Annotated in this window: 19 protein-coding genes; 10 read left to right on the top strand and 9 right to left on the bottom strand. The window is 65.7% G+C overall.

Annotated features, from left to right (window positions below; translation table 11 throughout):
* Nucleotides 1–28: 28 nt before the first annotated feature.
* Nucleotides 29–775: a GntR family transcriptional regulator gene (locus EPD66_RS18615; RefSeq protein ID WP_255448579.1), complete on the bottom strand. Its 747-nt coding sequence runs from the start codon at nucleotides 773–775 to the stop codon at nucleotides 29–31.
* Between the two features lie 149 nt (nucleotides 776–924).
* On the opposite strand from EPD66_RS18615, the gene EPD66_RS18610 reads away from it, so the two are divergent.
* Nucleotides 925–1,722 (top strand): amidohydrolase, encoded by a 798-nt coding sequence (locus tag EPD66_RS18610; RefSeq protein WP_142850017.1) that lies wholly within the window; start codon nucleotides 925–927, stop codon nucleotides 1,720–1,722.
* Here the strand turns inward: EPD66_RS18610 and EPD66_RS18605 are convergent.
* Nucleotides 1,719–2,204, bottom strand: coding sequence for an Lrp/AsnC family transcriptional regulator (locus EPD66_RS18605; RefSeq protein WP_142850016.1), 486 nt, complete (start codon nucleotides 2,202–2,204; stop codon nucleotides 1,719–1,721). The two genes, EPD66_RS18610 and EPD66_RS18605, sit on opposite strands and share 4 nt — an antisense overlap.
* Nucleotides 2,205–2,333: 129 nt before the next feature.
* On the opposite strand from EPD66_RS18605, the gene hppD reads away from it, so the two are divergent.
* The 8 genes from hppD (at nucleotide 2,334) to putA (ending at nucleotide 17,779) form a co-directional block, all read left to right on the top strand.
* A complete protein-coding gene (gene hppD, locus EPD66_RS18600; RefSeq protein WP_142850015.1) occupies nucleotides 2,334–3,374 on the top strand; it encodes a 4-hydroxyphenylpyruvate dioxygenase in 1,041 nt (346 codons plus the stop codon).
* 130 nt (nucleotides 3,375–3,504) lie between these two features.
* Nucleotides 3,505–4,956, top strand: a complete 1,452-nt coding sequence (locus EPD66_RS18595; RefSeq protein WP_142850014.1) for a hypothetical protein — start codon at nucleotides 3,505–3,507, stop codon at nucleotides 4,954–4,956.
* Nucleotides 4,943–5,809, top strand: a complete 867-nt coding sequence (locus tag EPD66_RS18590) for a hypothetical protein (protein WP_142850013.1) — start codon at nucleotides 4,943–4,945, stop codon at nucleotides 5,807–5,809. The genes EPD66_RS18595 and EPD66_RS18590 overlap by 14 nt, the downstream gene beginning before the upstream one ends.
* Nucleotides 5,796–10,814, top strand: coding sequence for a hypothetical protein (locus tag EPD66_RS18585; protein WP_142850012.1), 5,019 nt, complete (start codon nucleotides 5,796–5,798; stop codon nucleotides 10,812–10,814). The genes EPD66_RS18590 and EPD66_RS18585 overlap by 14 nt, the downstream gene beginning before the upstream one ends.
* 67 nt (nucleotides 10,815–10,881) lie before the next feature.
* A complete protein-coding gene (locus tag EPD66_RS18580) occupies nucleotides 10,882–12,000 on the top strand; it encodes a patatin-like phospholipase family protein (protein ID WP_255448578.1) in 1,119 nt (372 codons plus the stop codon).
* The gene (locus EPD66_RS18575) at nucleotides 12,000–13,451 is read left to right on the top strand and encodes a GntP family permease (protein ID WP_255448577.1); all 1,452 of its coding nucleotides are present in this window, start codon (nucleotides 12,000–12,002) and stop codon (nucleotides 13,449–13,451) included. The genes EPD66_RS18580 and EPD66_RS18575 overlap by 1 nt, the downstream gene beginning before the upstream one ends.
* Nucleotides 13,452–13,599: 148 nt before the next feature.
* Complete coding sequence (rpoH, locus tag EPD66_RS18570) at nucleotides 13,600–14,463, top strand: RNA polymerase sigma factor RpoH (RefSeq protein ID WP_142850010.1); 864 nt, start codon at nucleotides 13,600–13,602, stop codon at nucleotides 14,461–14,463.
* Nucleotides 14,464–14,623: 160 nt separating this feature from the next.
* On the top strand, nucleotides 14,624–17,779 hold the full coding sequence (putA, locus tag EPD66_RS18565) for a bifunctional proline dehydrogenase/L-glutamate gamma-semialdehyde dehydrogenase PutA (RefSeq protein ID WP_142850009.1): 3,156 nt from the start codon (nucleotides 14,624–14,626) through the stop codon (nucleotides 17,777–17,779).
* Nucleotides 17,780–17,782: 3 nt separating this feature from the next.
* Here the strand turns inward: putA and EPD66_RS18560 are convergent, their stop codons facing one another.
* The 7 genes from EPD66_RS18560 to EPD66_RS18530 all read right to left on the bottom strand — a co-directional run bounded on the left by EPD66_RS18560 (nucleotide 17,783) and on the right by EPD66_RS18530 (nucleotide 23,113).
* Nucleotides 17,783–18,946: a PP2C family protein-serine/threonine phosphatase gene (locus EPD66_RS18560; RefSeq protein ID WP_142850008.1), complete on the bottom strand. Its 1,164-nt coding sequence runs from the start codon at nucleotides 18,944–18,946 to the stop codon at nucleotides 17,783–17,785.
* Nucleotides 18,943–19,446 carry an ATP-binding protein gene (locus tag EPD66_RS18555; protein WP_185961500.1) on the bottom strand — a complete coding sequence of 168 codons (504 nt, stop codon included), beginning with the start codon at nucleotides 19,444–19,446 and terminating at the stop codon, nucleotides 18,943–18,945. Before EPD66_RS18555 ends, EPD66_RS18560 begins: the two co-directional genes overlap by 4 nt.
* 5 nt (nucleotides 19,447–19,451) lie before the next feature.
* Nucleotides 19,452–19,757, bottom strand: a complete 306-nt coding sequence (locus tag EPD66_RS18550) for an STAS domain-containing protein (RefSeq protein ID WP_255448576.1) — start codon at nucleotides 19,755–19,757, stop codon at nucleotides 19,452–19,454.
* Nucleotides 19,758–19,861: 104 nt separating this feature from the next.
* Nucleotides 19,862–21,052: an acetylornithine deacetylase gene (gene argE, locus EPD66_RS18545; protein WP_255448575.1), complete on the bottom strand. Its 1,191-nt coding sequence runs from the start codon at nucleotides 21,050–21,052 to the stop codon at nucleotides 19,862–19,864.
* Between the two features lie 64 nt (nucleotides 21,053–21,116).
* On the bottom strand, nucleotides 21,117–21,557 hold the full coding sequence (locus EPD66_RS18540) for an NUDIX hydrolase (RefSeq protein ID WP_142850005.1): 441 nt from the start codon (nucleotides 21,555–21,557) through the stop codon (nucleotides 21,117–21,119).
* Entirely contained in the window at nucleotides 21,558–22,067 is a 510-nt protein-coding gene (locus EPD66_RS18535) for an isoprenylcysteine carboxyl methyltransferase family protein (RefSeq protein WP_142850004.1), read from the bottom strand.
* Nucleotides 22,064–23,113, bottom strand: a complete 1,050-nt coding sequence (locus EPD66_RS18530; RefSeq protein WP_255448574.1) for a type III polyketide synthase — start codon at nucleotides 23,111–23,113, stop codon at nucleotides 22,064–22,066. The genes EPD66_RS18535 and EPD66_RS18530 overlap by 4 nt, the downstream gene beginning before the upstream one ends.
* Nucleotides 23,114–23,298: 185 nt before the next feature.
* Between EPD66_RS18530 and EPD66_RS18525 the strand changes: the two genes are divergently transcribed.
* Nucleotides 23,299–24,069, top strand: coding sequence for a DUF502 domain-containing protein (locus EPD66_RS18525; RefSeq protein WP_221931027.1), 771 nt, complete (start codon nucleotides 23,299–23,301; stop codon nucleotides 24,067–24,069).
* Nucleotide 24,070: the final 1 nt, after the last annotated feature.

Raw genomic sequence — 24,070 nt, 5'->3', positions numbered from 1 at the left:
CCGGGAAAAAGTTGCTGTCGCCTTTCCATCAGCTGATGGAGACGCGATAACGGAAACGATCGCTACGCCCATAGGCGCGGCGCCACTCGACAACGCGACCCGAGGGATCGCGGGCCACACGTTCGATCACAGCCACGGGGGCACCGGGAGAGATGCGCAGCAGGCGGGCGCGCACTTCGTCGGCGATGCCGATGGATAGCTCATCCGTGGCAGACGCAATGATTACACCAAAACGTTGTTCGAAGATGGGGTAAAGTAGCGGACCGCTTTCCTTGTCGGGCAAGGATTGCATGTCTTCGAACAGCGGCAGGCGCAGATGGATTTCCTCGGCCAGCAGGGGTTCACCGCCCCACCGGCGGACACGGTCCAGCTTCAGGGAAACGGGCGGCGACTCAGGGCCGAAAAGGCAGGCCACATGCTCGGGAATCGGGACGATTTCACGATGCAGGATGCGGCTTTCCGGGATCACCTGGCCTTCGGCCTCGGAGGTCCTGATCTGGAAGAAACGGAACAGATCGGCATTGAAGGCGGGACGGCGGACGAAGGTGCCGGTGCCGCGATGACGTTCGAGCAATCCTTCGGCGACCAGTTGTTCGATGGCGCGCCGGATGGTGCCCACGGCCACGCCATATTCTTCAGACAGCTTGTTTTCCGATGGGATCAGGCTGTCGGCAGGCCATTCGCCGGAAACGATGCGGGCAGCCAGAAGGTCGCGCAGCCGGGCATAGATCGGCAGGCGTGGATCCGCACTGGCCAAGGCGCTGCTCGCTTTCACGTCGTTATCGCTCCCTCGTTCGCTAGGCTCTTTTGGTTAGGGCCTCTTATGTCTGTTGAGGGAAGCTAGCCATGGCGGCTCCGCCCTTGTCAAGTAGTTCTCTATAGAATTAAAAGTGACACATTGTCATTGATGGGGAGGGTTCGCCGATGTCCGGTTTCGATTGCCATGTCCATGTTTTCTCGGCGGATAGCCCCGTCGTTAGCGGTGCGCGCTATCGTCCTGCACAGGCTGCGCCGCTGGATGCCTGGCAGCGGAATCTGCGGGAAAACCGACTCCGGGGCGGTGTCATTGTGCAGGTCAGCTTCCTGGGCTACGACAACAGCCAATTGGTGGAAGCCCTGCGTCAGGCGGGGGAAAACTACCGGGGCATCGCCATGGCCGATCCGGCCGGACCGGTCGAAGACCTGGAAGCCCTGGCCGAGGCCGGGGTGGTGGGGCTGCGCTGGAACCTGGTCCAGAATCCCAACCTGCCCGACCCCAAGGCCGAGCCCTGGAAAAGCCAGATCGCGCAGATGAAGGCCCTGGGCTGGCATCTGCAGATCCAGCTGGAAGGGCCGCGTCTTCCGGCCCTGCTGCCGGCCCTTCTGGAAACCGGCCTGACCGTGGTGGTCGATCACCTGGGCCTGCCTGCAGGCAACGGCCCGGCCGAGGACGAAGGCTTCCGCACCTTGCTCGATGCCGCCGCCGAGGAACGGCTGTGGGTCAAGCTGTCCGCGCCCTATCGCTCGCAGGCCGCAGCCGATGCGGGTTATGCCAAGGCGCTGCTGGAGGCAATCGGCCCGGAACGTCTGGTCTGGGGCAGCGACTGGCCCTGGACCCGTTTCGAGGACCGCCACGACTATGCCCAGACCCTGGGCTGGCTGGCCGAATGGGTGCCCGATGACGCCGCCCGTCATCAGATCCTCGATCTGTCGCCCCGCCGCCTCTACGGCTTCAAGGGCTAAGGCTTCGCCGTTTTCCGGAGGGGGAGGGCGATCGTGCGCTTCAACTCCTCCAGGGCGATGGTCGAGCGGACATTGGTGACGCCGGGGACGCGCATCAGGCGATGCAGCAGGAAGTCGGAAAAGGACTTCAGATCCGGCGCCGCCACCCGCAGCAGGTAATCGGCCTCGCCGGTGACGGCATGGCATTCCAGGATTTCGGGAATGTCCCGGATGGCTTCGGTGAAGGCGCGGGCGGGATTTTCCCCGTGCATGGCCAGCGAGACGCTGACGAAGGCCAGCACCCCCAGACCCACCGCCTCGGGCGAGAGCAGGGCGGAATAGCCCTGGATGATGCCCTCTTCCTCCAGACGCTTGACCCGCCGCTGACATTGCGACGGGGACAGGAAAACCTGTGTGGACAGCTCGACATTGGTCAACCGCCCATTGCGTTGCAGGCAGTCGAGGATGCGGCAGTCGTAATCGTCCAGGATACGTCCCTGCATGAATCCCTCCCTTTCTTCGCGTCTGATGCGCGTTTGATGCATCAGCCTGCCTGAAGGAAGTTGCGAATGCAACCAAACGGCACCGCGCTTCCGCTAGACTGGTGACGGCTTCACAAAAAGGAATCCGTCATGGAACTCTGGGAAAACCCGATGGGCACGGACGGCTTTGCACTGGTCGAATATGCCGCGCCCGATCCGGCCCTGCTGGAAGACCTGTTCACCCGCATGGGATTCGCGCAGGTGGCGCGGCATCGCCGTCATGCCATCACCTTGTGGCGTCAGGGCGCCATCACCTTCGTGCTGAATGCCGTGAAGGACGGCCATGCCGCCCGTTTCGCCGCCGAACACGGCTCCTCCATCACCGCCATCGGCTTTCGCGTCGCCGATGGCGCCAAGGCCCGCGACGAGGCCTTGCGCAAGGGTGCGCAGGCGGGGCGGGGCGACTGCCTGGACCAGCCCGTCATCGAGGGCATCGGCGGCTCGCTGCTCTATCTGCTGGACGACCCGGATGCCGCTTTCGCCGCCGAATACGACTTCACCGGCGAGGCCTATCCCCAGGGCGCGGGGCTGACCTATATCGACCACCTCACCCATAACGTGCATCAGGGCCGGATGGATCATTGGGCGGATTTCTACAGCCGCCTCTTCAATTTCCGCGAAATCCGCTATTTCGACATCGAGGGCAAGCTGACCGGCTTGAAAAGCCGCGCCATGACCAGCCCCTGCGGCAAGATCCGCATTCCGATCAATGAAAGCGCGGACGATAAGTCGCAGATCGAGGAATATCTGCGGGAATACAAGGGCGAGGGCGTGCAGCATGTCGCCCTGGGCACCGGTTCGCTGGTCTCCGCCGTGGAGCGTCTGAAAGCCGCCGGCCTGAAATTTCTCGACACCCCCGACAGCTATTACGAATTGCTCGAAACCCGTTTGCCGGGGCATGGCCTGGACGTCGCGCCCTTGCAGCACAACTGCATCCTGGTGGACGGCGCGCCGACCGAAGGGCAGGGGCTGCTGCTGCAGATCTTCACCGAGAACGTCATCGGGCCGATCTTCTTCGAACTGATCGAACGGCGCGGCAACGAAGGTTTCGGCGAGGGTAATTTCCGCGCCTTGTTCGAATCCATCGAACTCGACCAGATCCGGCGCGGCGTATTGAAGGAGGCGAGCTGAGGGACGGGACATCGGGGCGTTCCGGGCGCCCCGATGTCTTTTATACGGCAGGCAGAGATTTCCCCCCACAAGCGCGGAATTCTGCGATATATCGGGCGCCCTCGAAATCGACCGATGAGGTGGGCGCTTGGTGGAGCAGGGTTCGAAGACGGTTTCGGCGGATCATCCCAGTTGGGTGCATTTTCTGGCTTCGGCCATGCGTCTGATCGATCTGCATGACAGCCAGATGCAACCCGGCAGCCGTGTTCTCGTGCCGCCGCCGGAAGAGAGGCGTGGGCAGTCCCAGGGGCTTTACGTCAGCATCGCCTGGCGGCTTCTGGAGGAATTGCGCGACCAGGAAATCAGCGGCAAGTTCGATTTCATCGACATCACTCCCTTCGCCCGCCAGGCCGCCGTGGAATACGGCGTCAGCGAAGAGGATGTGAAGCAGATCGCCCTGATCCTGGCGACGCCTACGCAATTCGACTATCTGGATGCCGCCACGCGCCAGCCGCGCGGGGCTCGGCGCATCACCCCGCTGATCGACAAGCAGCGCCGCGGCTATCGCTGCCGCCTGACCCGCAAGGGCCGCGAGGCGCTGCAATTCTCGGCGGGCTACATGCATTGGGTCCATGCCGGGGTGGAAAGCCGCAAGCTGCGCATCGACCTGGAAATGCGGAATTTCCGCTCCTTCCTCAACGTCGCCCGGCGCATCTGGCTGCAGATCCGCGACCAAGCCGCCGAGATCATCAAGGTGCTGGAACAGCCCGAGGCCGATGCCCTGCGGCAGGATTTCATCACGCATCACGACCGTTATCTCCAGACGCTGGAGGAGATCGGCGCCGTCATCGGCGAATGCCAGATGCTGCTGCGCCGCCCCGAGATGGCGGCGGCCATCGCGGCATGGATGGAAGAGGACGAGGAGGGCGTGGACGTGGACCACTTCCTCTTCCTCACCCGTGAGATCAGTGCCGCGGCCATGTCCCTCCAGCGCCGCTTCTCGCGCCTGATCATCGAGGTCCACGACCGCGCCCGCCCACTGATCCAGAGCGTGCGTTTCGAGGAGATGGCCGCCGAATTCTGCCGCCGCCCGCCCTCGCTACTGAGCGACGAGGACACTCTTGCCCGGATGTTCGACCGTCTCGGCCCGGTGGGGCTGGACCTCGAGCATTTCTCGCCGCTGGACCTGCATCAGGTGGTCGAGGCGCCGCGCGAGAAGCCGTCTCCGGTCAGCATGGTCAAGAAGGCCACGGGCATCACCGAGAAGAAGCTGCCGGCTCTGGAAAGCTTCATCGCCGCCAACCGCCCGATCCTGTTCGGCCTGCTCGAGAAGGGGCCGCTGCGCCTGTCCGATTTCCTGGCCGGGGCGGGGGAATATGGCGAGATGGATATGACCGGCCTGGACAAGATCATCGACGGAATCGGCATCTTCACCGCGCCGCTGACCCTGGGCATCGCCGACATGCCCGGCAAGATGGTCTCCGTCCGGCCTTTGCCCGTCAGGGTCTGGGACCTGCCGGACGGCTGGCGGGTCAGCGGCAACGATATGGAAATCAGGCTGATCGACCGGCCTTCGAAGGAGCAGAGACGTGGCGGAGATTGATTACGAGCGTATCAGCCGGTTGGAGGCCCAGCTTCTGCGGCAGCGCATCGTCTATTCCCTGTCCACCGAGAGCCGCAAGACCAGCACGGTCGAGCAGGAGATCGCCGCCGGTCTGCAGAAGCTGCGGCCCGAGGAAGAGGATATCCTCGACCGCCTGCTGGCGGCCAAGGGCTATCGCCTGCGGCGCGAGGACCAGACCTTTCCCGGCATTCCGCGCGGCGGGCAGGTCTGGGCGCTGGTGCGCCGTCCCGATTTCGACGGCCCGGCGCTGCTGTCCATGACCAAGGCCTGGGAAAGGCTGAAGCTGAAGCAGAGCGAGACCAAGCCGGTGACGGTCTATTGGTTCACCCTGCTGTGGTTCCTGACCATGTCGTTCTTCTACGACCGCATCGGGCGCGGCGTGTCCGAGGTGTCGCGCCATATTGAACCCAATTTCCGCCGCGAGGAGCTGGAGGAGAAGGTGTTCGACCATCTGGAAGCCCTGCGCCGCGAGGGCCGGGGCAAGGACCGGCTGAAGGACCCGGTGGCGTGGTCCCTGCTGGAAGGCGAAGAGGACGAGGCGAGCGTGCAATCGGCCCAGGTGCGGCGGCGTGTCGGCCGCTTCCTGGCCGTGATGCAGCAGATGGGGATGCTCGACGTGACGCGCGAGGGAACGGAGGAGAACTACCAGCAGTCCCTGCTCTGCGCCATGCAGATCGACGAACTGTTCTCCCGCGACCTGGTCGCCTTCCTGCCCGATTCCGCCTTGCTGGCCGAGGATTCGGCGGGCTTGGCCGATGCGGTGGGCGAGTTGGTGCATAGCGACAAGCCGGTTCAGGACGAGTCTCAGGAGGATATCGATGGCGCTGCTTAACCGCTGGGAATTCAGCAATTTCCTGGATTCGCGCAAGAGCGGCGGCTGGGACCCGGACTTCCTGGGCGAGGTGGCCGATTTGGGTGGGGCGTCGGCCGCCCTGGTCATGGCCAACGGCACCGGCAAGACCAGCATGGCCGATGCCGTCCTGTTCACCCTGTCGCAGAACCGGACCTTGATGGAACGCACCAAGGCCCGCCTCGCGCCGGTGAAATACGGCTATACCCATGTCCGTGTCGAATTCCTGGTGCCCGATGAAAGCGGCCAGCTGGTCCTGGCCGACCTGGGCGAGGCCTTCGGCAAGGGCGAGCATCACGTCTTCGGCATGTTCGGCAACCGGGATGCCTCGGGCAGCATTGATTACGACCTGTATTATTATCCGGGCAGGCTGGAGGACGTGCCGGTCTGCCTGTCGTCGCAGGGCGAGAACGGGCGGATCGACAAGCAGTTGATCCCCAACGACCAGTTCCTGAAAACCTTGCGCGAACACGAAGGGGCGGTGATTTTCCGGCCCAAGCGCGACCAGGTGGATTATCTGCGCCGCTTCATCTCCATCGAGCAGCTGGACAACCTGGTCTCCTACCAGTGCCGGGGATCGGGCGACAAATCGGCCAATTTCTACGACGTGAAGCCGCGCCCGAAGGAGGAATACGACCAGGCCTTCTTCCGGCAGGTGGTGGCTCCGGCCATCCTGTCCGCCCCCATGGCCGAGGCCGACGAACAGGGCGTGATCTCGCTGGAAGAGGAATTGGTGCGCCAGGCCGACCAAGTGATCGAGGCCAAGCTGAGCACCGAGGAGGCGCAGGCCCGCCTGGATGTCATGGCACGGGTCTACGACCTTGTGGACCGGGTGAAGGCAGCCGCCGATGCCGCCGGGCAGGCCCATGCCGCCATGCGTGACGTCTTCCGTGCGGAAGGGGCGTCGATCCAGGTGCTGCGCCGCCTGATCGAGGACGAGCAATTGCCCGGCGCGCCCATCCACGAGAGCCGGGGCCTGGGGCTGGAGGGCTTCCAGAAGGCCCAATGCTGCGCCCTGTCGCCGGCGGGTGCCCTGCTGGTGGACAGGGAAGCCCTGGCCTCGGCAGGGCTGCACCTCAACGCCATGGCGGTCGACTGGAGCGGAATTCCGGTCAAGGACGACCAGGACGTGATCGCGCTGGCCGTCTCGCATATCTATCGCGGTTCGCATTCCCAGAAGGACCGCCGCAAATATGTCGCCGTCGCGGATGTGCGCCGGGCGGTCCAGGCCAGCCGCCTTGATGAAGACCAGAAGGACCGCGCCCGCGCTTGGCTGGATGCCATGGAGGACGCGGCTTGGCGCTTCGCCGCCCATCCCCTGCGCCGTGCCCGGGACGAGACGGTAAGGGCCTTCGAAGAACTGGCGGCCCGGCAGAAGGAAAACGACCTCCGTCTGACCGAAGACCTGCTGCAGGTCAAGAGCCTGGCCGGCGAAGTGGAAATGCTGGAAGCCAATGAAGGCGCGTACAAGCAGATCCTCGGCTCGCCCGTGGTCGAGGATGCGGAACGGGCCTTGCTCGACAGCCTGGATGGCTTGCGCGAGCTGAAAGACAAGGTCGCGGCGGAGGCGCAGGAGGCGGCCCGGGAGATCGAGGCGCTGCAAAGCCTTCATGGCAGTTTCAGCGAGCGCAGGAAGGATTACCTCCGGGTTCGCGAACGCTATGGCTCGCTGGATCTGGCCGGTGTGGTGGAGCGCCTGAGCGGAGAACGCGACAGGAGTGCCGCCGCTGCCAAGCAGCGCGAGGCCCGTCACCGCGATCTGAAGAAACGGGCGGAACGGCTGGACAGGTTGGAGCCGGTCTTGCGTCAGGCCATCGCCGCCCTGGAGGCCGAGGAAAGGCTGTTGGCCGAAGGCGGCGCGGCCCTGGATCGGCTGCGTGCGGAATTCGGCGAAACTGCCGATCCCGCTTCGGTCCGCCAGACCCTGGACATCAAGGCGGAAGCCGCCGCGATGGCGCTGGGCAGCAACAAGACCGCGCAAGGCGAAATGCGCGCCCTTCAGGCGGAATTGGTGAAGCGGCAGACCCGCCTGTCCGCCGGGATGGAGCAGCGGAAGACGGCGTTGGCCGAGCTCGAGGAACTGGGGCGGGCCTATGACGAATTCCGTCGGCGCTTGCCCCAGGAAGACCCGGAAGGCCATCGCCAGCGCCAGGAAGGACGGCGCGACGCCGCCCGGCTCGCCCTGGCCCAGGCGGAAGAGGAGATCGCACGCTGGCGCGGCCTAGCCGCCGTGCTGGAGGAATTCCGCGACTCCACCTCACGGGAGCCGCAGGACTGGCTGGCCGAGGCCGCGCGGCGCCGGGCCGACCTGCTGGCCGAACGTCCTCGTCTCGAGGACCAGCGCCGGACGGTTCGGCGCAAGCTGGACAAGCTGCGGGCTACCAGCGTCGCCCCGACCTCGGTCAATTTGCAGGCCGACGAGGTCTTGTCCGGGCTGCCCCATCGTCCCTTGCATGAAATCCTGGCGGGCCTGGACCTGGACAAGGCGCATCGCCAGCATCTGCTTGCGGCCCTGTCGGCCATCCTGCATGCCCCCGTCTTCGCTTCCGCCGCCGAGGCCGCGCAGGCCGCTGCCTTGCTGGCCGAGCAGGACCTGCCGGTTCCGGTGCTGTTGGAAGAGGATATCCGCAGCCTTGCCGGATCTCCCTTGCCGGAAGGGCGGGACGGGCTCTACCGGGCCGTGCTGGCCGGTGTGGCGACGTCGACGGTGGAACTGATCCTTGATCCCGAGGCGGTGCAGGGGCGGATCGCCCAGCTGGAAACCCAGGAACGGGACCTGGCCCGCAAGCTGTCCGAGGCCGAACAGGCCCTTGCAGCTTTGGCGGAGGATCACCCCGACATGATGCGGGCCCGCCGGGCGGCGCAGGCGGCGGGCGAGGAAGCCCCCGCCAAGCTGGCCCAGGCTGAACGGGCGCGTGCGGAGGCGGAAGAGGCGCTGGAAGGGGCCGAAGCCTTGCTGACCGCCGATATCCTGACGCTGGCGTCCCGCGCCGCCAGCTTCCTGCATCGTGGCGGGATCGAGCAGCAGGCGGAGCTGCGCGGGGCGTTGGAGGAAGACGCCCTGGCCCTGGAAGAAGGGGCGCAGAAGCTTGCCGAGGCCGCGCAATCCCTGACCGAACTGGAAGAAGGCGAGGCCGAACTGCGCGTGGTTCAGGAAAAGGCCCGTTTCGACCTGCTGGCCTGGACGGACGTCTGCGGCAAGGCTGAGGAGTTCATGGCGGCCGGAGGCCTGAACAAGATGACCGCGCTGCGGGCACGCCGGAAGGAGGCGGAAGACAGGCTGCTGCGCTGGCGCGATCTGTCGCAGCGCCTGGGGCAGGCCATCGAACGGGCCGAGGACGCGGCGAAGGAGAGCGGGCGCAAGGCGGCAGAGGCGCGCAGCATTTTCGACCAATGGGGCGAGAAGCTGGACAAGGCGCTGCGTTTCGAACGCGACGGCGGACCGGATTTCCTCGAAACCTATGCCGCGCGGAAACAGGAACTGGAACAGCGGCGGGCGCGGAGCCTCGAACGCGAGAAACTGCCCTATGAAGCCGCCGAGGCCTTCCTGCGCGCCGGGGTCGCCAGCCTGAGCGAGAAGCAGCGGCTTCTGGCTGAACTGAAGCGTTCGGCCGAACAGGCGCAGACGCTGCGCGAGGAATTGACGCGCAGGGTCCCCGAAGCCCAGGCGGCGGCGGAAAGGGCCCAGGACCTGCTGCGCCGCTACGAGGAATCCCTGCGCGCCATCCTGCGCATCTGGCCCCAGGCCGCCCTGGTCTGGCGGGAGGCTTCCTTGAAGGCGCTGCTGGACGAGACGATGCGCGATCATGCCGGGCTCGACCGGCATGCGGTCCTGCGCCAGTCGGCGCTGGTCAAGGCGGCGGCCGAAGAGGGACGTCTGGAAGACATGGCCCGCGCCATGGAGGAACTGGCCGTCCAGGTGGAGGAACTGGACGTCGCCCAGGCCGCCGAGGCCCTGGCCCAGGCGTCGGAGGTCTTCGCGAAGAAGCGGCGCGCCTTCAACGACAGGCGCCAGGATGTGCTGGACAGCTGGGAGCAGACGGCGCCGCCGGGCTTCGGCTCGGTTCTCGAACGCCTGAAGGAAGCGCGCGAGGATCATGCCAAGGTCATCCGCCTGCATGCCGAACAGGCCCAGGCGCTGAAATCGAGCCAGGACAATCTCGACCTGACGCGGCAGGCCGAAAGCCGCAGCCGCGCCGTCCTGGAAAGGACGCTGGCTAATCATACCGCCCTGGCCGCCCAGCAGGTGGTGACCATGCAGAATGTGCTGAACCGGGGCGGCGGGGCGACCTTCATCCTCGAACATTGCGACGTCGCGAGCGAGGCGGAGATATCGGAACTGGTCGGCAGCATCGTCAGCCGGGTCGAGCACCAGAAGCGGCGCTATGCCGAGGACCTGGCCCAAGGCGTGGCCCAGGCGCAGGAACCCTATTCGGAAAGCTTCCGCGCCGATATCCGCGACATGCTGCACAGCCGCCTTTTCCCCCATGCCCGCATCAAGGTGCGGCATCCGATGATGCGCGGCGGCAATGAATTTTATCTGGTGCGCGAGGGTATCTCGGGCGGACAGGCGACAGCCCTGAACCTGCTTTGGGCGATCAAGCTGGCGGCTTTCTCGATGGCGCGCGAGGCGGCCCATCTGTCGGGGGCAAGGCGGCGGCGGACCCTGGCGGCCTCGCAATCCATCATCCTGGTGGACGGCCTGTTCAGCGACCTCAGCGATCCCAGCCTGATCGCGGAATCGCTGGAGGCGATGAAGGAGATCAAGGGGAATTTCCAGCTGATCGGCCTGATCCACTCGCCCTATTACCGCAACGACTGGGAGTTCTTTCCGACCTGCATCAACGGTATCCGCACCGATACCGAGGACGGCGAGGGGCGGCGCAGCAGCATGGTGGTGTTCGATCCCCAGGCGCGGCCCGCGGGCGGCCATATCCGCATGACCGGCATGCGGGCGCGCAGCAAGCTGGCGCCCGTGCCCGCATGAGGTTCGGGCGCGGCCGTTCCTCGCCCGTTCCGGTTGTCGTGACGCCGCGAACGCCCATATGGCGGGCATGGCGGAGCAGAAAACCATCGAACTGGCCTTGCAGGGTGGGGGCGCCCATGGCGCCTTCACCTGGGGCGTGCTCGACCGTTTGCTGGCGGATGAACGTATCCGCATCGAGGGGCTGAGCGGCACCAGCGCGGGCGCCATGAATGCCGTGGTGCTGGCCGACGGCCTGGAACGCGGCGGACGGGAAGGGGGCAGCAAGGCGCTGGCCTCCTTCTGGCGGGCGGTCAGCGACGCCGCACGTTTCAGCCCGGTGCAGCGCACGCCGTTGGACGTGTTCATGGGCCGCTGGAGCCTGGACTATTCCCCCGGCTACATGATGATGGACATGCTGACGCGGATGGTCTCGCCCTACGAGATGAATCCGCTCGACGCCAATCCCTTGCGCGACATCGTCGCCGCGCAGGTGGATTTCGACCGGGTCAACCGCTGCCGTTCTGCCAAGGTCTTCGTCACCGCCACCAATGTCGAGACGGGCAAGGCCCGCATCTTCCGCCAGCCGGAGCTGAGCGTGGACACGATCATGGCCTCGGCCTGCCTGCCCTTCCTCTACAAGGCGGTCGAGATCGACGGGGGCTATTACTGGGATGGCGGCTATATGGGCAATCCGGCCCTCTATCCGCTGGTGGATGAATGCGATGCCCGCGACCTGATCATCGTGCAGATCAATCCCTTCTTCCGCAAGGGACCGCCCCGCAGCGCGCCGGACATCACCAACCGGCTGAACGAGATCACCTTCAATTCCAGCCTGATCAAGGAATTGCGGATGATCGCCCTGTTCAAGCAATTGATCGAGGCCGAGGGGCTGGAGCATGAACGCTACCGCGACATGCTGATCCACCGCATCCATGCCGCTGACGATCTGGAACATCTGCGGGTATCGAGCAAGCTGAACGCGGAATGGGATTTCCTGCGCTATCTGCACGATATCGGCTGGCGCACCACCGAGGACTGGCTGGACCGGAATTTCGACAAGCTGGGCCGGGAGTCCACCTTCGACCTGGATATCCTGTTCGACGACAGCTTCCGTCCCCTCGATCTTTCGCGGGGGAAAAGGCAGGGGAAATCCCCTTCCGTCCAGCCGAAACAGGTAGGGCCGAAACAGGCGGAAAAGAAAAGCTGATGGGACTCCTCGGCATCCTCCTCGCCTTGGCCCTGCTGATGTATTTCGCCTATCGCGGCATCAGCGTCCTGATCCTGGCCCCCCTGGCCGCCTTGCTGGCGGTGGTCCTGTCGGGGGCGATGCCCCTGCTGGCCTCCTATACCCAGATCTTCATGCCGGCGGCGGGCGATTTCATCATCACCTATTTCCCGCTTTTCCTGCTGGGTGCCATCTTCGGCAAGCTGATGGATGCCAGCGGCTCGGCCCAGGCTATTGCCAACTGGGCGGTGGACGTGCTGGGGCGGCAGCGTTCCATCCTGGCGGTGGTGCTGTCCTGCGCGTTGTTGACTTATGGCGGAGTGTCGCTGTTCGTGGTCGCCTTCGCCGTCTTCCCCATCGCCGCCGCCTTGTTCCGTGCGGCGCAGATTCCCAAGCGCCTGATTCCCGGCACCATCGCCCTGGGCTCCTTCACCTTCACCATGACGGCCTTGCCCGGAACGCCGGCCATCCAGAACGCCATTCCCATGCCCTTCTTCGGCACGTCGCCCTTTGCCGCGCCGGGGCTGGGGGTGATCACCGGGCTGGTGATGTTCCTGCTGGGTACGGCCTGGCTGTCCTGGCGGGCCAAGCGGGCGCTGCTGGCGGGCGAGGGCTACGGCAATCACGACGACGCGCCGCCCTTGCCCGACAAGGATTTGCGCGAACATGCCCAGGAGGAAGCCTTCGACCTGATGGAACTGGAGCCGCGCGGCCAGGAACGGCACGACCTGCCGCCGGTCTGGCTGGCGATCCTGCCGGTGGTGCTGGTGGTGGCGCTGAACCTGCTGTTCGTGGCCGTGGTCATTCCCGCCATGGATACCGGCTATCTGGCCCTGCCCGAATATGGCGGGACGACCGAGGGGGCGGTGCGCGGCGTCTGGGCCATCACGGCGGCGCTGGTCCTGACCATCCTGGCGCTTCTGGCCCTGAACTGGACGCGGCTGCAAAGCGTCAAGCGCACGGTGGATGACGGTGCCAATGCCTCGGTCCTGCCCATCTTCAACACTGCCAGCCTTGTCGGCTTCGGCGCGGTGATCGCCGCCTTGCCGGCCTTCGAGGTGATCCGAGGGGCGGTGCTGGGGATCGGGGCGGACAATCCGCTGATTTCCCTGGCGGTTGCCGTGGGCGTGCTGGCGGGCATCACCGGCTCGGCTTCGGGCGGCATGACCATCGCCTTGCAGAATTTGGGACCGACCTATGTGGACATGGCCCAGGCGCAGGGTATTTCTCTGGAAGTGATGCATCGGGTGACGACTGTGGCGACGGGCGGCCTGGACAGCTTGCCCCATAACGGCGCGGTGATCACCCTGCTGGGGATCTGCGGCCTGACCCACCGCGAAGCCTATGGCGACCTGTTCATGGTCGCGGTGGTGGCGCCGGTCCTGTCGCTGGTGGTTCTGATCGCCCTGGGCACCCTTTTCGGTTCCTTCTGACCCTTCCCCTGTAAGCCGCAGGCTTGCCGTCGGATATTGGCTTGTGTAGAATATGAGTAAGGTCGGCGCCCATCCGGGGTTGGCCTTATTTCGGCCCGACCATGTCGGTGGGTCGTGTCATGTTGCTTCTGTGGGAGGATATGACGTCATGAACGCTCTTGCCGTTCCGACGCCCGAAGGGGGGCTTGCTAAATACCTGCGCGACATCCGCCGCTTTCCCGTGCTGGAAGCGGAAGAGGAATATATGCTGGCCAAGCGCTGGCGTGAACATGAGGATCTCGCAGCAGCGCATCGCCTCGTCACCAGCCATCTGCGGCTGGTCGCCAAGATGGCCGCCGGCTATCGTCATTACGGCCTGCCCATGGCCGACCTGATTGCCGAGGGTAATCTGGGCCTGATGCGCGCGGTCAAGAAATTCGAACCTGAACGCGGCTTCCGCCTGGCGACCTATGCCATGTGGTGGATCAAGGCCGCCTTGCACGAATACGTCCTGTCGTCCTGGTCCATGGTGCGGATCGGCAGCAATGCGGTTCATCGCAAGCTGTTCTTCAACCTGCGCCGCCTGAAGGCCCATCTGCGCATCGTCGATAGCGGCGAGATGACCGAGGATCAGGTCCGCAAGATCGCCACCGAACTGGATGTGGACGCCAAGGAAGTGGTCGAGATGAACCGCCGTCTCCAGGCGCGCGATTCCTCGCTCAACGCGCCCGTCACCCTGGACGGATCGGCCGAGGTAATGGATTTCCTGCCCGATGACTCGGATAACCAGGAAACCGTCCTGGCCCAGCGCCAGGAAGCCGCGCGCGGGCATCGCCTGATCTCCCAGGCCATGGAAAAGCTGGATGCGCGCGAACGCGACATCATCGAACGCCGCCGCCTGCGCGACGACCCGGTGACGCTGGAGGAAATCGGCCAGGATTACGGCATCTCCCGCGAGCGTGTGCGCCAGATCGAGGTCCGCGCCATGCAGAAGCTGGAGGCCGCCGTCAAGCAGGCCGCCCGCGCGGCCTAAGCGGAGGCCGCGCCCTCGCGGGCAAGAAACAAGCTGAAGGATCAAGCGATGGCGTGATGCGGATTTCCGGCATCACGCCATAGTCTTTTGGGCCTGTCTTGCAGCGGCCTTCTTTCCCCGTCACATAGGAGTCAGGATTTCCTGTGGACGGGGGAGAGGAATGCGCATCATACGCGACCCCATCGGATCTCAGCCCTTGCGCCACCAGATGCGGCAGGCGGCCCTCGGAAACGAGTCTCAGGCGGTGGCCCGGCTTCTGCAGGAAGTCCATCTTTCCCCCGAAGCGCGCAGCCGGATCGAGACCGTCGCCCGCCAGTTGGTCGAGGATGTGCGCCTTGCGGTCCGTAAGCGGGGGCAGCCGGGGATCGAGGCCTTTCTTCGGGAATACCGCCTGACCAGCGAGGAAGGCGTGGTGCTGATGTGCCTGGCCGAGGCCTTGCTGCGCATTCCCGATTCCCAGACCGCTAATCGCCTGATCCGCGACCGGCTGGCGGCGGCCGATTGGGCCCGCCATCTGGGACAGAGCGATTCCGCCTTCGTCAACGCCTCGACCTGGGCGCTGATGCTGACGGGGCGCATGGTGGCCACGCCCGAGGGCGAAGGCTGGCGCGACCCCTTGCGCCGCCTGCTGGCGCGCAGCGGCGAACCGATGCTGCGCCAGGCGATCATGCAGGCCATGCGCATCATGGGGCGGCAATTTGTCATGGGCCGCACCATCGGCGAGGCCTTGTCCCGTGCCCGCGCGGACGAGAAGCGCGGCTATCGCCATTCCTTCGACATGCTGGGCGAGGGCGCCCGTACCGCCGCCGATGCCGAACGCCACATGGGCGCCTATGCGGGCGCGATCGCCGCCATCGGGCGAGTGGCCGAGGGCCGGGGCCCGGTGGAGGGGCCGGGCGTCTCGGTCAAGCTGTCGGCCCTGCATCCCCGCTACGAATATGCTCAGCGCGACCGGGTGCTGGCGGAACTGGTGCCGCGTCTGGCACAGTTGGCGGCGATGGCGCGGGGCCAGGATATCGGCCTGACGGTGGACGCCGAGGAAGCCGACCGCCTGGACCTGTCGCTGTCGGTCATCGAAGCCGTGATGATGGACGATCGTCTGCGCGGCTGGGACGGATTCGGCGTGGTGGTTCAGGCCTATCAGAAGCGGGCGATCTACGTCCTTGACTGGCTGGCCGATCTGGCGCGGCGGACCAACCGGCGGCTGATGCTGCGGTTGGTCAAGGGCGCCTATTGGGACAGCGAGATCAAATGGGCGCAGGAACGCGGCCTGCCGGGCTATCCCGTCTTCACGCGCAAGGCAGCGACGGATCTGTCCTACCTGGCCTGCGTCCAGCGCCTGTTCCACGAACGCCGGGCTTTCTATCCCATGTTCGCCACCCATAACGCCCATACGGTGGCGAGCGTGTTGCAGATCGCGGGGGCGCGGCGGGATTTCGAGTTCCAGCGCCTGCACGGCATGGGCGAGGCCCTCTATGACCGGGTGATCGGGCCCGAGGGCTGGGAGGTCGCCTGCCGCATCTACGCCCCCGTGGGCAATCACGAGGAATTGCTGCCCTATCTGGTGCGCCGCCTGATGGAGAACGGGGCCAACACCTCCTTCGTCCATTCGATCGCCGACGAGAAGGTGCCGGTGGACGAGGTGGTGGCCGATCCGGTGGCGCGGGTCCAGGGCTTCCGTTCCAAGCCTCATCCGCGCATTCCGCTGCCCCGCGACCTCTACCGGCCGGAGCGGCGCAATTCCACCGGGATCGATCTGCCTAATCCGGATACGGTCGCCGGATTCGTCGGGGCCATGGCCGAGGCGCTGGGCGATTGGCGGGCCGGTTCGATCATCGCCGGGCGGGAGGACGATGCCAGGGGGCAGCCGGTTTTCGACCCCTCCGACCGCCGCCGCATGGTGGGCCATGCCGCTTCCGCCAGCTTCGAGGATGTGGACCAGGCGCTGGAGGTGGCGAGCCGCGCCGCGCCATCCTGGGAAAAGATGCACGCCGAACAGCGGGCGGACATCCTGGCCCGCGCCGCCGACCAGATGGAACGGGCCATGCCGCAACTGGCCGCCATGTGCGTGCGCGAGGCGGGCAAGACCATTCCCGATGCCGTGGCGGAGGTGCGCGAGGCGGTGGATTTCTGCCGCTATTACGGTGCCCGTGCGCGCGAGCTTTTCGGCCCCGCCCGCGCGATGCCCGGCCCGACGGGCGAGAGCAACCGGCTTTCCTTGCATGGGCGCGGCGTCTTCGCCTGTATCAGCCCGTGGAATTTTCCGCTGGCCATCTTCACCGGGCAGGTGACGGCGGCCTTGGCGGCGGGCAATGCCGTGGTCGCCAAGCCCGCCGAGCAGACCCCCCTGATCGCGGCCGAGGCCCTGCGCATCCTGCTGGAGGCCGGTGTGCCCCCGGAGGTGCTGCATCTGCTGCCGGGCGAGGGCGATACGGTCGGTGCCGCTTTGGTACGCGACCGGCGGGTCAACGGCGTGGCCTTCACCGGCTCGACCGAGGCGGCGGCCGCCATCAACCGCAGCCTTGCCGGGCGCGGCGGCGCCATCGTGCCGCTGATCGCCGAGACCGGCGGGCAGAATGCCATGATCGTGGATTCCTCGGCCCTGCCGGAACAGGTGGTGGGCGATGTGGTGACTTCGGCCTTCCACAGCGCCGGACAACGCTGTTCGGCCCTGCGCATTCTCTGTGTGCAGGAGGAAATCGCCGACCGGATCTTGGACATGCTGGCCGGGGCCATGGAGGAATTGTCGGTGGGCGACCCCTGGCACCTGTCCACCGAGATCGGCCCGGTGATCGATGCCCCGTCGCTGGCGGTGCTGGAAAAGCATGTCCGCCAACTCGACCGTCTGGGCCGGCTGATCGGCCGGGCGCCGCTCCACGCCGGAGAGACCGGCCACGGCACCTTCATCGCCCCCGGCGCGTGGTATATCGACAATGTCCGCGTCTTGGAACGGGAGGTCTTCGGCCCCATCCTGCATGTCGTCCGCTGGCACAGCAGCCAGTTGGACAATCTGCTCGACGACTTGTCCGCCACCGGCTACGGCCTGACGCTGGGGGTGCATTCCCGCGTCAATTCCACCATCGACCATATCTGCCGCCGCATGCGCGTGGGCAATATCTATGTCAACCGCAGCATGATCGGCGCCGTCGTCGGCACCCAGCCTTTCGGCGGCGAGGGCCTGTCGGGAACGGGGCCGAAAGCGGGCGGGCCGCATTACCTGACGCGTTTCGCCTGCGAACGCAGCGTCACGGTCAATATCGCTGCTTCGGGCGGCAATCCCGCCCTGCTGGGCCTGGAGGACGCAGAGGATATCTAGGGATCAGGGGCGGCACAGCAGGACGGCCGTCAGGTCGTCGGGCAGGGGACGGTGGATGCTGGAGAGAACGGGGCCGAGGATGCTGTCCAGCCGGGCCTCGCCGCCCGTCGCGGGCAGGAGCGTGAGGATGCGCTCCTCGCCCAGCATGGCGCCGCTTTCGCCCATCGGGCTTTCGGTCAGGGCGTCGCTGTAGAGGAAAAGCGCCGACCCCTGGGGAAAGGAATGGCTGCGGTTCTCCCAGGCCGCCGACTTGAGGACGCCCAGCGGCAGGCCGCTGCCGTCGAGAGGCTGCCAGCCTTCCGGACCGCCCAGGATGGGCGAGGGGGCGGCAGCGGCGGCATAGACCAGCCTGTCCTCGGCCGGGTCGAGGATGGCATAGAGCATGGTCGCATATTGTCCCACCGGCAGCAGCCCGGCCAGGGCGCTGTTCAAGCGCCCCAGATGACCGGCGGCATCCATGCCTTCGGGCTCGATCTGCGCCATCAGCGTGTGCAGGCGGAAGACGTTCAGGGCCGCCGTGGTGCCATGGCCGCAGAAATCCACCGTGAACAGGGCGATGCGGCCTTGCGGCAGGCGTTCCATGCCCCAGAGGTCGCCGCCGAGTTCGGACGAGGTCTCGAACAGGCTTTCGATCACCACGCCGGTCTCGTCCTGCAATGCCGCGATACGGGCCGGACTGGGCAGGAGGTCTTGCTGCATTTGCCGCGCCAAGGCCAGTTCCTGTTCCAGACGCGCCTGGTCCTCGCGCAGGCGACGGATCAGGAAACGGTTGTGCAGGTGCAGCCTGACCCGCGCCACCAATTCACGGGCATGCAGGGGCTTGGTCACCAGATCGGTGGCGCCGATTGCGAAGATGTCGCCGCGCTTGTCGGCGGAATCGAGCGCCGTCTGGATCAGGACCGGTACTTCGGCGAAAGCCGGGTCCGCACGCAGGCGGCGGCACATCTCGAAGCCGTCCATATGCGGCATCATCAGATCCAGCACGATCAGGTCCGGCAGGAAGATGGCAGCCAATTTCAGCCCTTCGCGGCCATCGGCGGCACAGAGGATGTGGCCGACCCCGGCCGAGCGCAGCAGGGCTTCGAGCAGGCGGCGGTTGACCTCGCTATCCTCGACCACCAGCACGCGGGCATGGCTGAAGGAAAGCTCCGGAAAGGGTGAGGTCATCTCCGGAAAACCATGGTGATGCAGCGTCCGTTCTCGGAAAACTCCACCCTGTCGGCAATCTCGAGGATGAGAGTGAGGCCGCGTCCGGATTTGCGGTCCGGCCTGTGGGGCGGAACGGCCTTGGGATTAAAGCCCGGCCCTTCGTCCCGGACCCGGAACGTCACATGGCTGTCGCTCCATCCTGCCTGGACATGCACGCGACGATTGGCGTAGCGGGGATCGGCCAGACGGGATTCCAGTTGGGCGCAATAGGCGAAATAATCTTCGAAATTCTGGCGCAACAGGCTCCCGACCTCCAGATTGCCGTGCTGCACCGCATTGGCGATGGCTTCATGCAGGGCGGTTTCCATCACCATGCGCTTGCCGTCATCCAGCGTGATGCGCGTGGCGACGGCCTGGCAAAGCTGGCGGGCGAGATCGCTTTCATAGGCGGTGGGGCTGTTCACCGACAGGCTTAATCCCTCGTCCCAGTTTGCCGCAGAGCGGTCGTGGGAGGCCAAGGGGGCTAGTCCTCGAGGATGAATAGGCTGTCGAAGCGGGCCACGTCGAGCATGCGCTTGACCTGGCCCTGGGCACCGCGCAAGGTCAGCTTGACGCGGTCATTCTCGGCACCTTCGCGGGCCAGCAGCAGCATGCCCAGCCCGGCGGAATCGATGAATTCGACCCGCGACAGATCCAGCACCATCTCCCCTCCGCTACAGGAGGAAAGCCGGGACACCACTTCCCGGAAGGAGCCATGATCGGCAAAGGTGAGCCGCCCGCTGATGGCGACTTCCATCACCTGCCCGTTTTCGTGCAGAGAATATTCCACGGCGTCTTCCCCTTGAACGAATTCCCCCTCCTTTGGAACTCTACCGGAAAAACGTCTGTACGTCATCTATCCTGCATTGTGGAGAAAAGGCGCCGGGGAAGGCGTCAAGCGGAGGCGGGACGGCAAATGCGGTCCATCAGGCGGCGCAGGAAGCTCTCGCATTGGGCGATCTGCTCGATGGCGATGAATTCGTTGGGTTTATGCGCTTGTTCGATGCTGCCGGGGCCGCAGATGATGGTGGGAATGCCGGCATCCTGGAACAAACCGGCCTCGGTACCGAAGCTGACGCGGCCCGACGTGTTGTTGGCGCCGGTCAGGGCGGCGACGAAGGCGGTGGCCTCGTCCTCGGCCGCCATGTGCAGGCCGGGAGTGAAGTTGACTTCCTCGAAGGTGAAGCCCGCTTCCGGGTGGACGGCCTTCATTTCCGGCTCCAGGCGGGTCAGGGCGTAATCGCGGATTTCCGCGAAAAGCGCCTCCGGGTCGTCGTCGGGCAGGTTGCGGATCTCGAATTCGATCAGGCATTCGCGCGGCACGATATTCAGGGCCGTGCCGCCCTGGATCACGCCGGTATGAATGGTGGTATAGGGCGGATCGTATTCGTGGTCGTGCGGCCCGTGGTCGCGCAGGCGGCGCTGCATGGTCTTCATATAGGCCACCAGCTCGGCGGCGGCCTCGACTGCGTTCACGCCCTGGTTCGCCAGGGCCGAATGGCATTCCAGGCCATGGACGCGGCAGCGCATGCTCTTCTTGCCCTTGTGGCCGATGATGATCCGCATCTCGGTGGGTTCGCCGACGATGCACAGGAAGGGCTTGGCGGGCAAGGCGGGCAGTTCGGCGATCAGGCGGCGTACCCCGATGCAGCCCACTTCCTCGTCATAGGACAGGGCCAGATAGAGCGGACGTTCCAGGCCGCGCTGGATGAATTCGGGTGCCAGGGCGAGGCTGGCGGCCAGGAAGGTCTTCATGTCGCTGGTGCCGCGTCCGAACAGCAGCCCGTCGCGCTCGGTCACCTGGAAGGGATCGCTGTCCCAGGCTTGACCGTCCACAGGAACCACATCCGTATGCCCCGAGAGGATCACGCCCGGACGATCCAGCGGGCCGATGCTCGCCAGCATGTTGGCCTTGCGCCGGTCGTCGTCATAGGTGAGTTGCGTCTGGAATCCCAGCCCCTCCAGATAGTCCTGGACGAAGGCGATCAGTTCGAGATTGGACTTCCAGCTCGTGGTGTCGAAAGCCACCAGCTTTTCCAGCATGGGATAGGTGGCCAGGGTGCGGGCAGCGATCTGGACGGACAAGGCTCAACCTCGGTCATCGGGGGAAAGGGAATGATAGGGCGAAGGCGCGACGCTCCGCCAGTAGCTAAATGGTGCGGCGCTTGACGCTTGCCAGGGCGATGACGCGGCGTGTCTTGTCGTCCAGGCCATAGGCGTCGAATTCCTCGGGGCTGGCCCAGGCCACGTCGCTGGCATCGTCGCCGGCCACGGCCTCGCCGCCGCGCCATTCGGCGGTGACATCGATGATGGTGTAGTGGTAGCGCACCTGGCCGTCCTCGTCGCGGTCGATGATGTCGACGACGGCGGCCAAATCGGTGACCTCGCACTCCACGCCGGTTTCTTCCAGGACTTCGCGGCGCGCCGCCTCGAAGACCGTTTCGCCCAGGTCCTGCGCTCCGCCGGGCAGGGTCCAGCTGCCCTGGCGGGGCGGATTGGCGCGGCGCACCAGCAGGACTTGCCCGCCGCGCCAGACGACGGCGCCGACGCCGGGGATGGGGGCGCTGGGATAAAGACGGCTGGAAGACACTCAAATCCTGACATGGTTGCGGCGCACCGCCAGGACCTGGTTCTCCACATGGATGCGCCAGGCCAGCAGGGCCCCGTTCAGCAGCGAAAAGACCAGGGCAATCTGCCATGCCCCGAAGGCCAGGGGCAAGACCGCGATCTCGCCCACCACCACCGCGTAATTGGGATGGCGCATCAGGCGGTAGGGGCCGCGCCGGACCAGGGGCTCGTTATGCACCGTGATGATGCGGGTGGTCCAATAGGGGCCCAGCGAGGAGATGACCCAGAGGCGCGCCGCCATCAGCAGGGCGAACAGCACCAGCAGGAAGGGATTGGCCGGAGCCTGGGGCGGGATCAGCAGGGCCATGGACAGCAGCCACAGGCTGTGCAGCAGCACGAAGAGAGGGTAGTGCCCGGCGCCGAATTCCTGGCCGCCGCGCGACAGCAGGCGGTTGGTGTTACGCCTTGCCAGGACCAATTCGCCCAGACGCTGGACGACGACCAGGGCGAGGATGACATAGAGCAGGCTCATGATGCCTCCAGGACGACGAAACCGGCGGTGAAGCCCGGCCCCATGGCCGCCACCAGCGAGCGGCCCGGCACCATTTCCTTCAGCCCCCGGTGCAGGACGAACAGGACGGTTGCCGCGGACATGTTGCCGTAATCGCGCAGGATGATGCGTTCGTGGTCCAGCGTGCCGTTCCGCAATTCCAGCGCATCCTCCAGGGCCGCCAAGACTTTCGGCCCGCCGGGATGGAGAAGGAAGCTCCGGATGTCGGGCAGGGACAGGTCGTGGCGGGCCAGGAACGCGTCCAGGGCATGGCGGAAATCGCGGCGGACGAGGGCGGGAATGCTGGCCGAGAAGACCACGCCCAGCCCGTCATCCTCGACCCGCCAGCCCATGACGTCCAGGCTGTCGGGCCAAGTATGCTCGCCCCAGGCGGTGACGGCGGGGCCTTCGCCCGTGCAGGAGAGGAGGGCGGCGGCGGCACCATCGCCGAACAGGGCGGTGGCGATGATGTTGCTGTTTGAACAATCGGAGGCGCGGAAGGTCAGGCCGCAGCATTCCACCACGACCAGCAGGACGTTGGCTGTCGGCTGCGCCTTCGCCAGGGCGGCGGCGCGGCCCAGCCCCAGCGCGCCGCCGGCGCAGCCCAGCCCGAAGACGGGCAGGCGCTGCACGTCCGGGCGGAGGCCGATGCGGTTGAGAAGCTGTGCATCGAGGCTGGGGGTAACGATGCCCGAGGTGGAGACGGCGACGATGGCGTCGATATTCTCGACTCCCAGCCCGGCCTGCTTCAGGCAGTCCAGCGTCGCCCGCTCCATCAGCGTCAGGGCATTGGCGATGAACAGGCGATTGCGTTCCGACCAGCTATGGGCGCGCTCGTACCAGGGCGGCGGCACGCAGGAATAGCGTTTTTCTATGCCGGAATTGGTGAAAACCGGCATCAGATGTTCCAAATGTGAGGAACGTCCCCCGAAGACCCGGTGGGCGAGGCGGATCGCATCTTCACGCCCCACCTCGTAAGGCGGCACGGCAGTCGCGAGCGACAGCAATCGGGGCGTGGTCTGCATCATCCTGCGAAACCTCTGGTCTATCTTCCTTTGTCCCATATTGGGACGCAGGACCGGCTTGGGGAGGTCATAGGGCCACGACAATGGGCAGGGCGAATTTTGACGGAGAAATTCCACTGAATCATGTTGCGGCGCGACGCGTCTCGCATCATCTTCTCGGCTGATATCGTGCAGGTGGTTCATCCAAGATGACACGTCCTCCTTCTTCCGAAACACCAACGCCTGACAGCGGAAGCGGGGATGCGCCCCATCCGAAACCGGCGATGACCTTCATGGGGCGGTTGCGGGCCTATTTCTTCGCCGGCGTGCTGATCACCGCGCCGATCTCGATCACCTTCTACCTGGCATGGCTGTTCATCGACTTCGTCGACAGCCAGGTCACGCCGCTGCTGCCCGCGCGCTACAATCTGCAGGAACTTGGCGGTGTGCCGGGGATCGGCCTGGTGATCGTCGCGGTGGGGCTGACGCTGATCGGCTTCATGACCGCCGGTTTCGTCGGCCGTACCCTGGTCAAGGTCAGCGAGAGCATCCTTGAGCGGATGCCGGTGATCCGCAGCATCTACAGCGCCATCAAGCAGATCTTCGAGACGGTGCTGGCCCAGCAATCCACCGCCTTCCGCAATGTGGTGCTGATCGAATATCCGCGCCGGGGCTGCTGGTGTCTGGCCTTCATCACCGGCGAAACGGTGGGCGAGGTGCAGAACGTCACCGAGGACACGGTGCTGAACGTCTTCCTGCCGACCACGCCCAACCCGACCTCTGGCTATCTGCTGTTCCTGCCCAAGCGCGACGTGCATGTGCTGGAGATGACGGTCGAGGAAGGCATCAAGATGATCATGTCCGGCGGCATCATCACACCGCCCGACCGCCGCCCCGCCGAAGAGCAGGAAAAACCGGTCTTCATGACCGGCCCCGCGGGCGAGGAAGAGGAAGCCCTGGCCCGGCGCGAGGCGTCGTAAG

This window comes from Telmatospirillum sp. J64-1 (genome assembly GCF_006980715.1).
GTDB classification, from domain to species: Bacteria; Pseudomonadota; Alphaproteobacteria; order Rhodospirillales; family Magnetospirillaceae; genus Oleiliquidispirillum; species Oleiliquidispirillum nitrogeniifigens.
This window is presented reverse-complemented; position numbering and strand designations above follow the sequence as displayed.

What these genes read in the sequence shown, in the direction of transcription:
- EPD66_RS18580 (WP_255448578.1), top strand. Translation starts at nt 10,882, where the DNA reads ATGGCGGAGCAGAAAACCATCGAACTGGCCTTGCAGGGTGGGGGCGCC.
- EPD66_RS18530 (WP_255448574.1), bottom strand. Translation starts at nt 23,113, where the DNA reads ATGATGCAGACCACGCCCCGATTGCTGTCGCTCGCGACTGCCGTGCCG.
- EPD66_RS18560 (WP_142850008.1), bottom strand. Translation starts at nt 18,946, where the DNA reads ATGACCTCACCCTTTCCGGAGCTTTCCTTCAGCCATGCCCGCGTGCTG.
- hppD (WP_142850015.1), top strand. Translation starts at nt 2,334, where the DNA reads ATGGAACTCTGGGAAAACCCGATGGGCACGGACGGCTTTGCACTGGTC.
- rpoH (WP_142850010.1), top strand. Translation starts at nt 13,600, where the DNA reads ATGAACGCTCTTGCCGTTCCGACGCCCGAAGGGGGGCTTGCTAAATAC.
- EPD66_RS18525 (WP_221931027.1), top strand. Translation starts at nt 23,299, where the DNA reads ATGACACGTCCTCCTTCTTCCGAAACACCAACGCCTGACAGCGGAAGC.
- EPD66_RS18535 (WP_142850004.1), bottom strand. Translation starts at nt 22,067, where the DNA reads ATGAGCCTGCTCTATGTCATCCTCGCCCTGGTCGTCGTCCAGCGTCTG.
- EPD66_RS18585 (WP_142850012.1), top strand. Translation starts at nt 5,796, where the DNA reads ATGGCGCTGCTTAACCGCTGGGAATTCAGCAATTTCCTGGATTCGCGC.
- putA (WP_142850009.1), top strand. Translation starts at nt 14,624, where the DNA reads ATGCGCATCATACGCGACCCCATCGGATCTCAGCCCTTGCGCCACCAG.
- EPD66_RS18610 (WP_142850017.1), top strand. Translation starts at nt 925, where the DNA reads ATGTCCGGTTTCGATTGCCATGTCCATGTTTTCTCGGCGGATAGCCCC.
- EPD66_RS18575 (WP_255448577.1), top strand. Translation starts at nt 12,000, where the DNA reads ATGGGACTCCTCGGCATCCTCCTCGCCTTGGCCCTGCTGATGTATTTC.
- EPD66_RS18605 (WP_142850016.1), bottom strand. Translation starts at nt 2,204, where the DNA reads ATGCAGGGACGTATCCTGGACGATTACGACTGCCGCATCCTCGACTGC.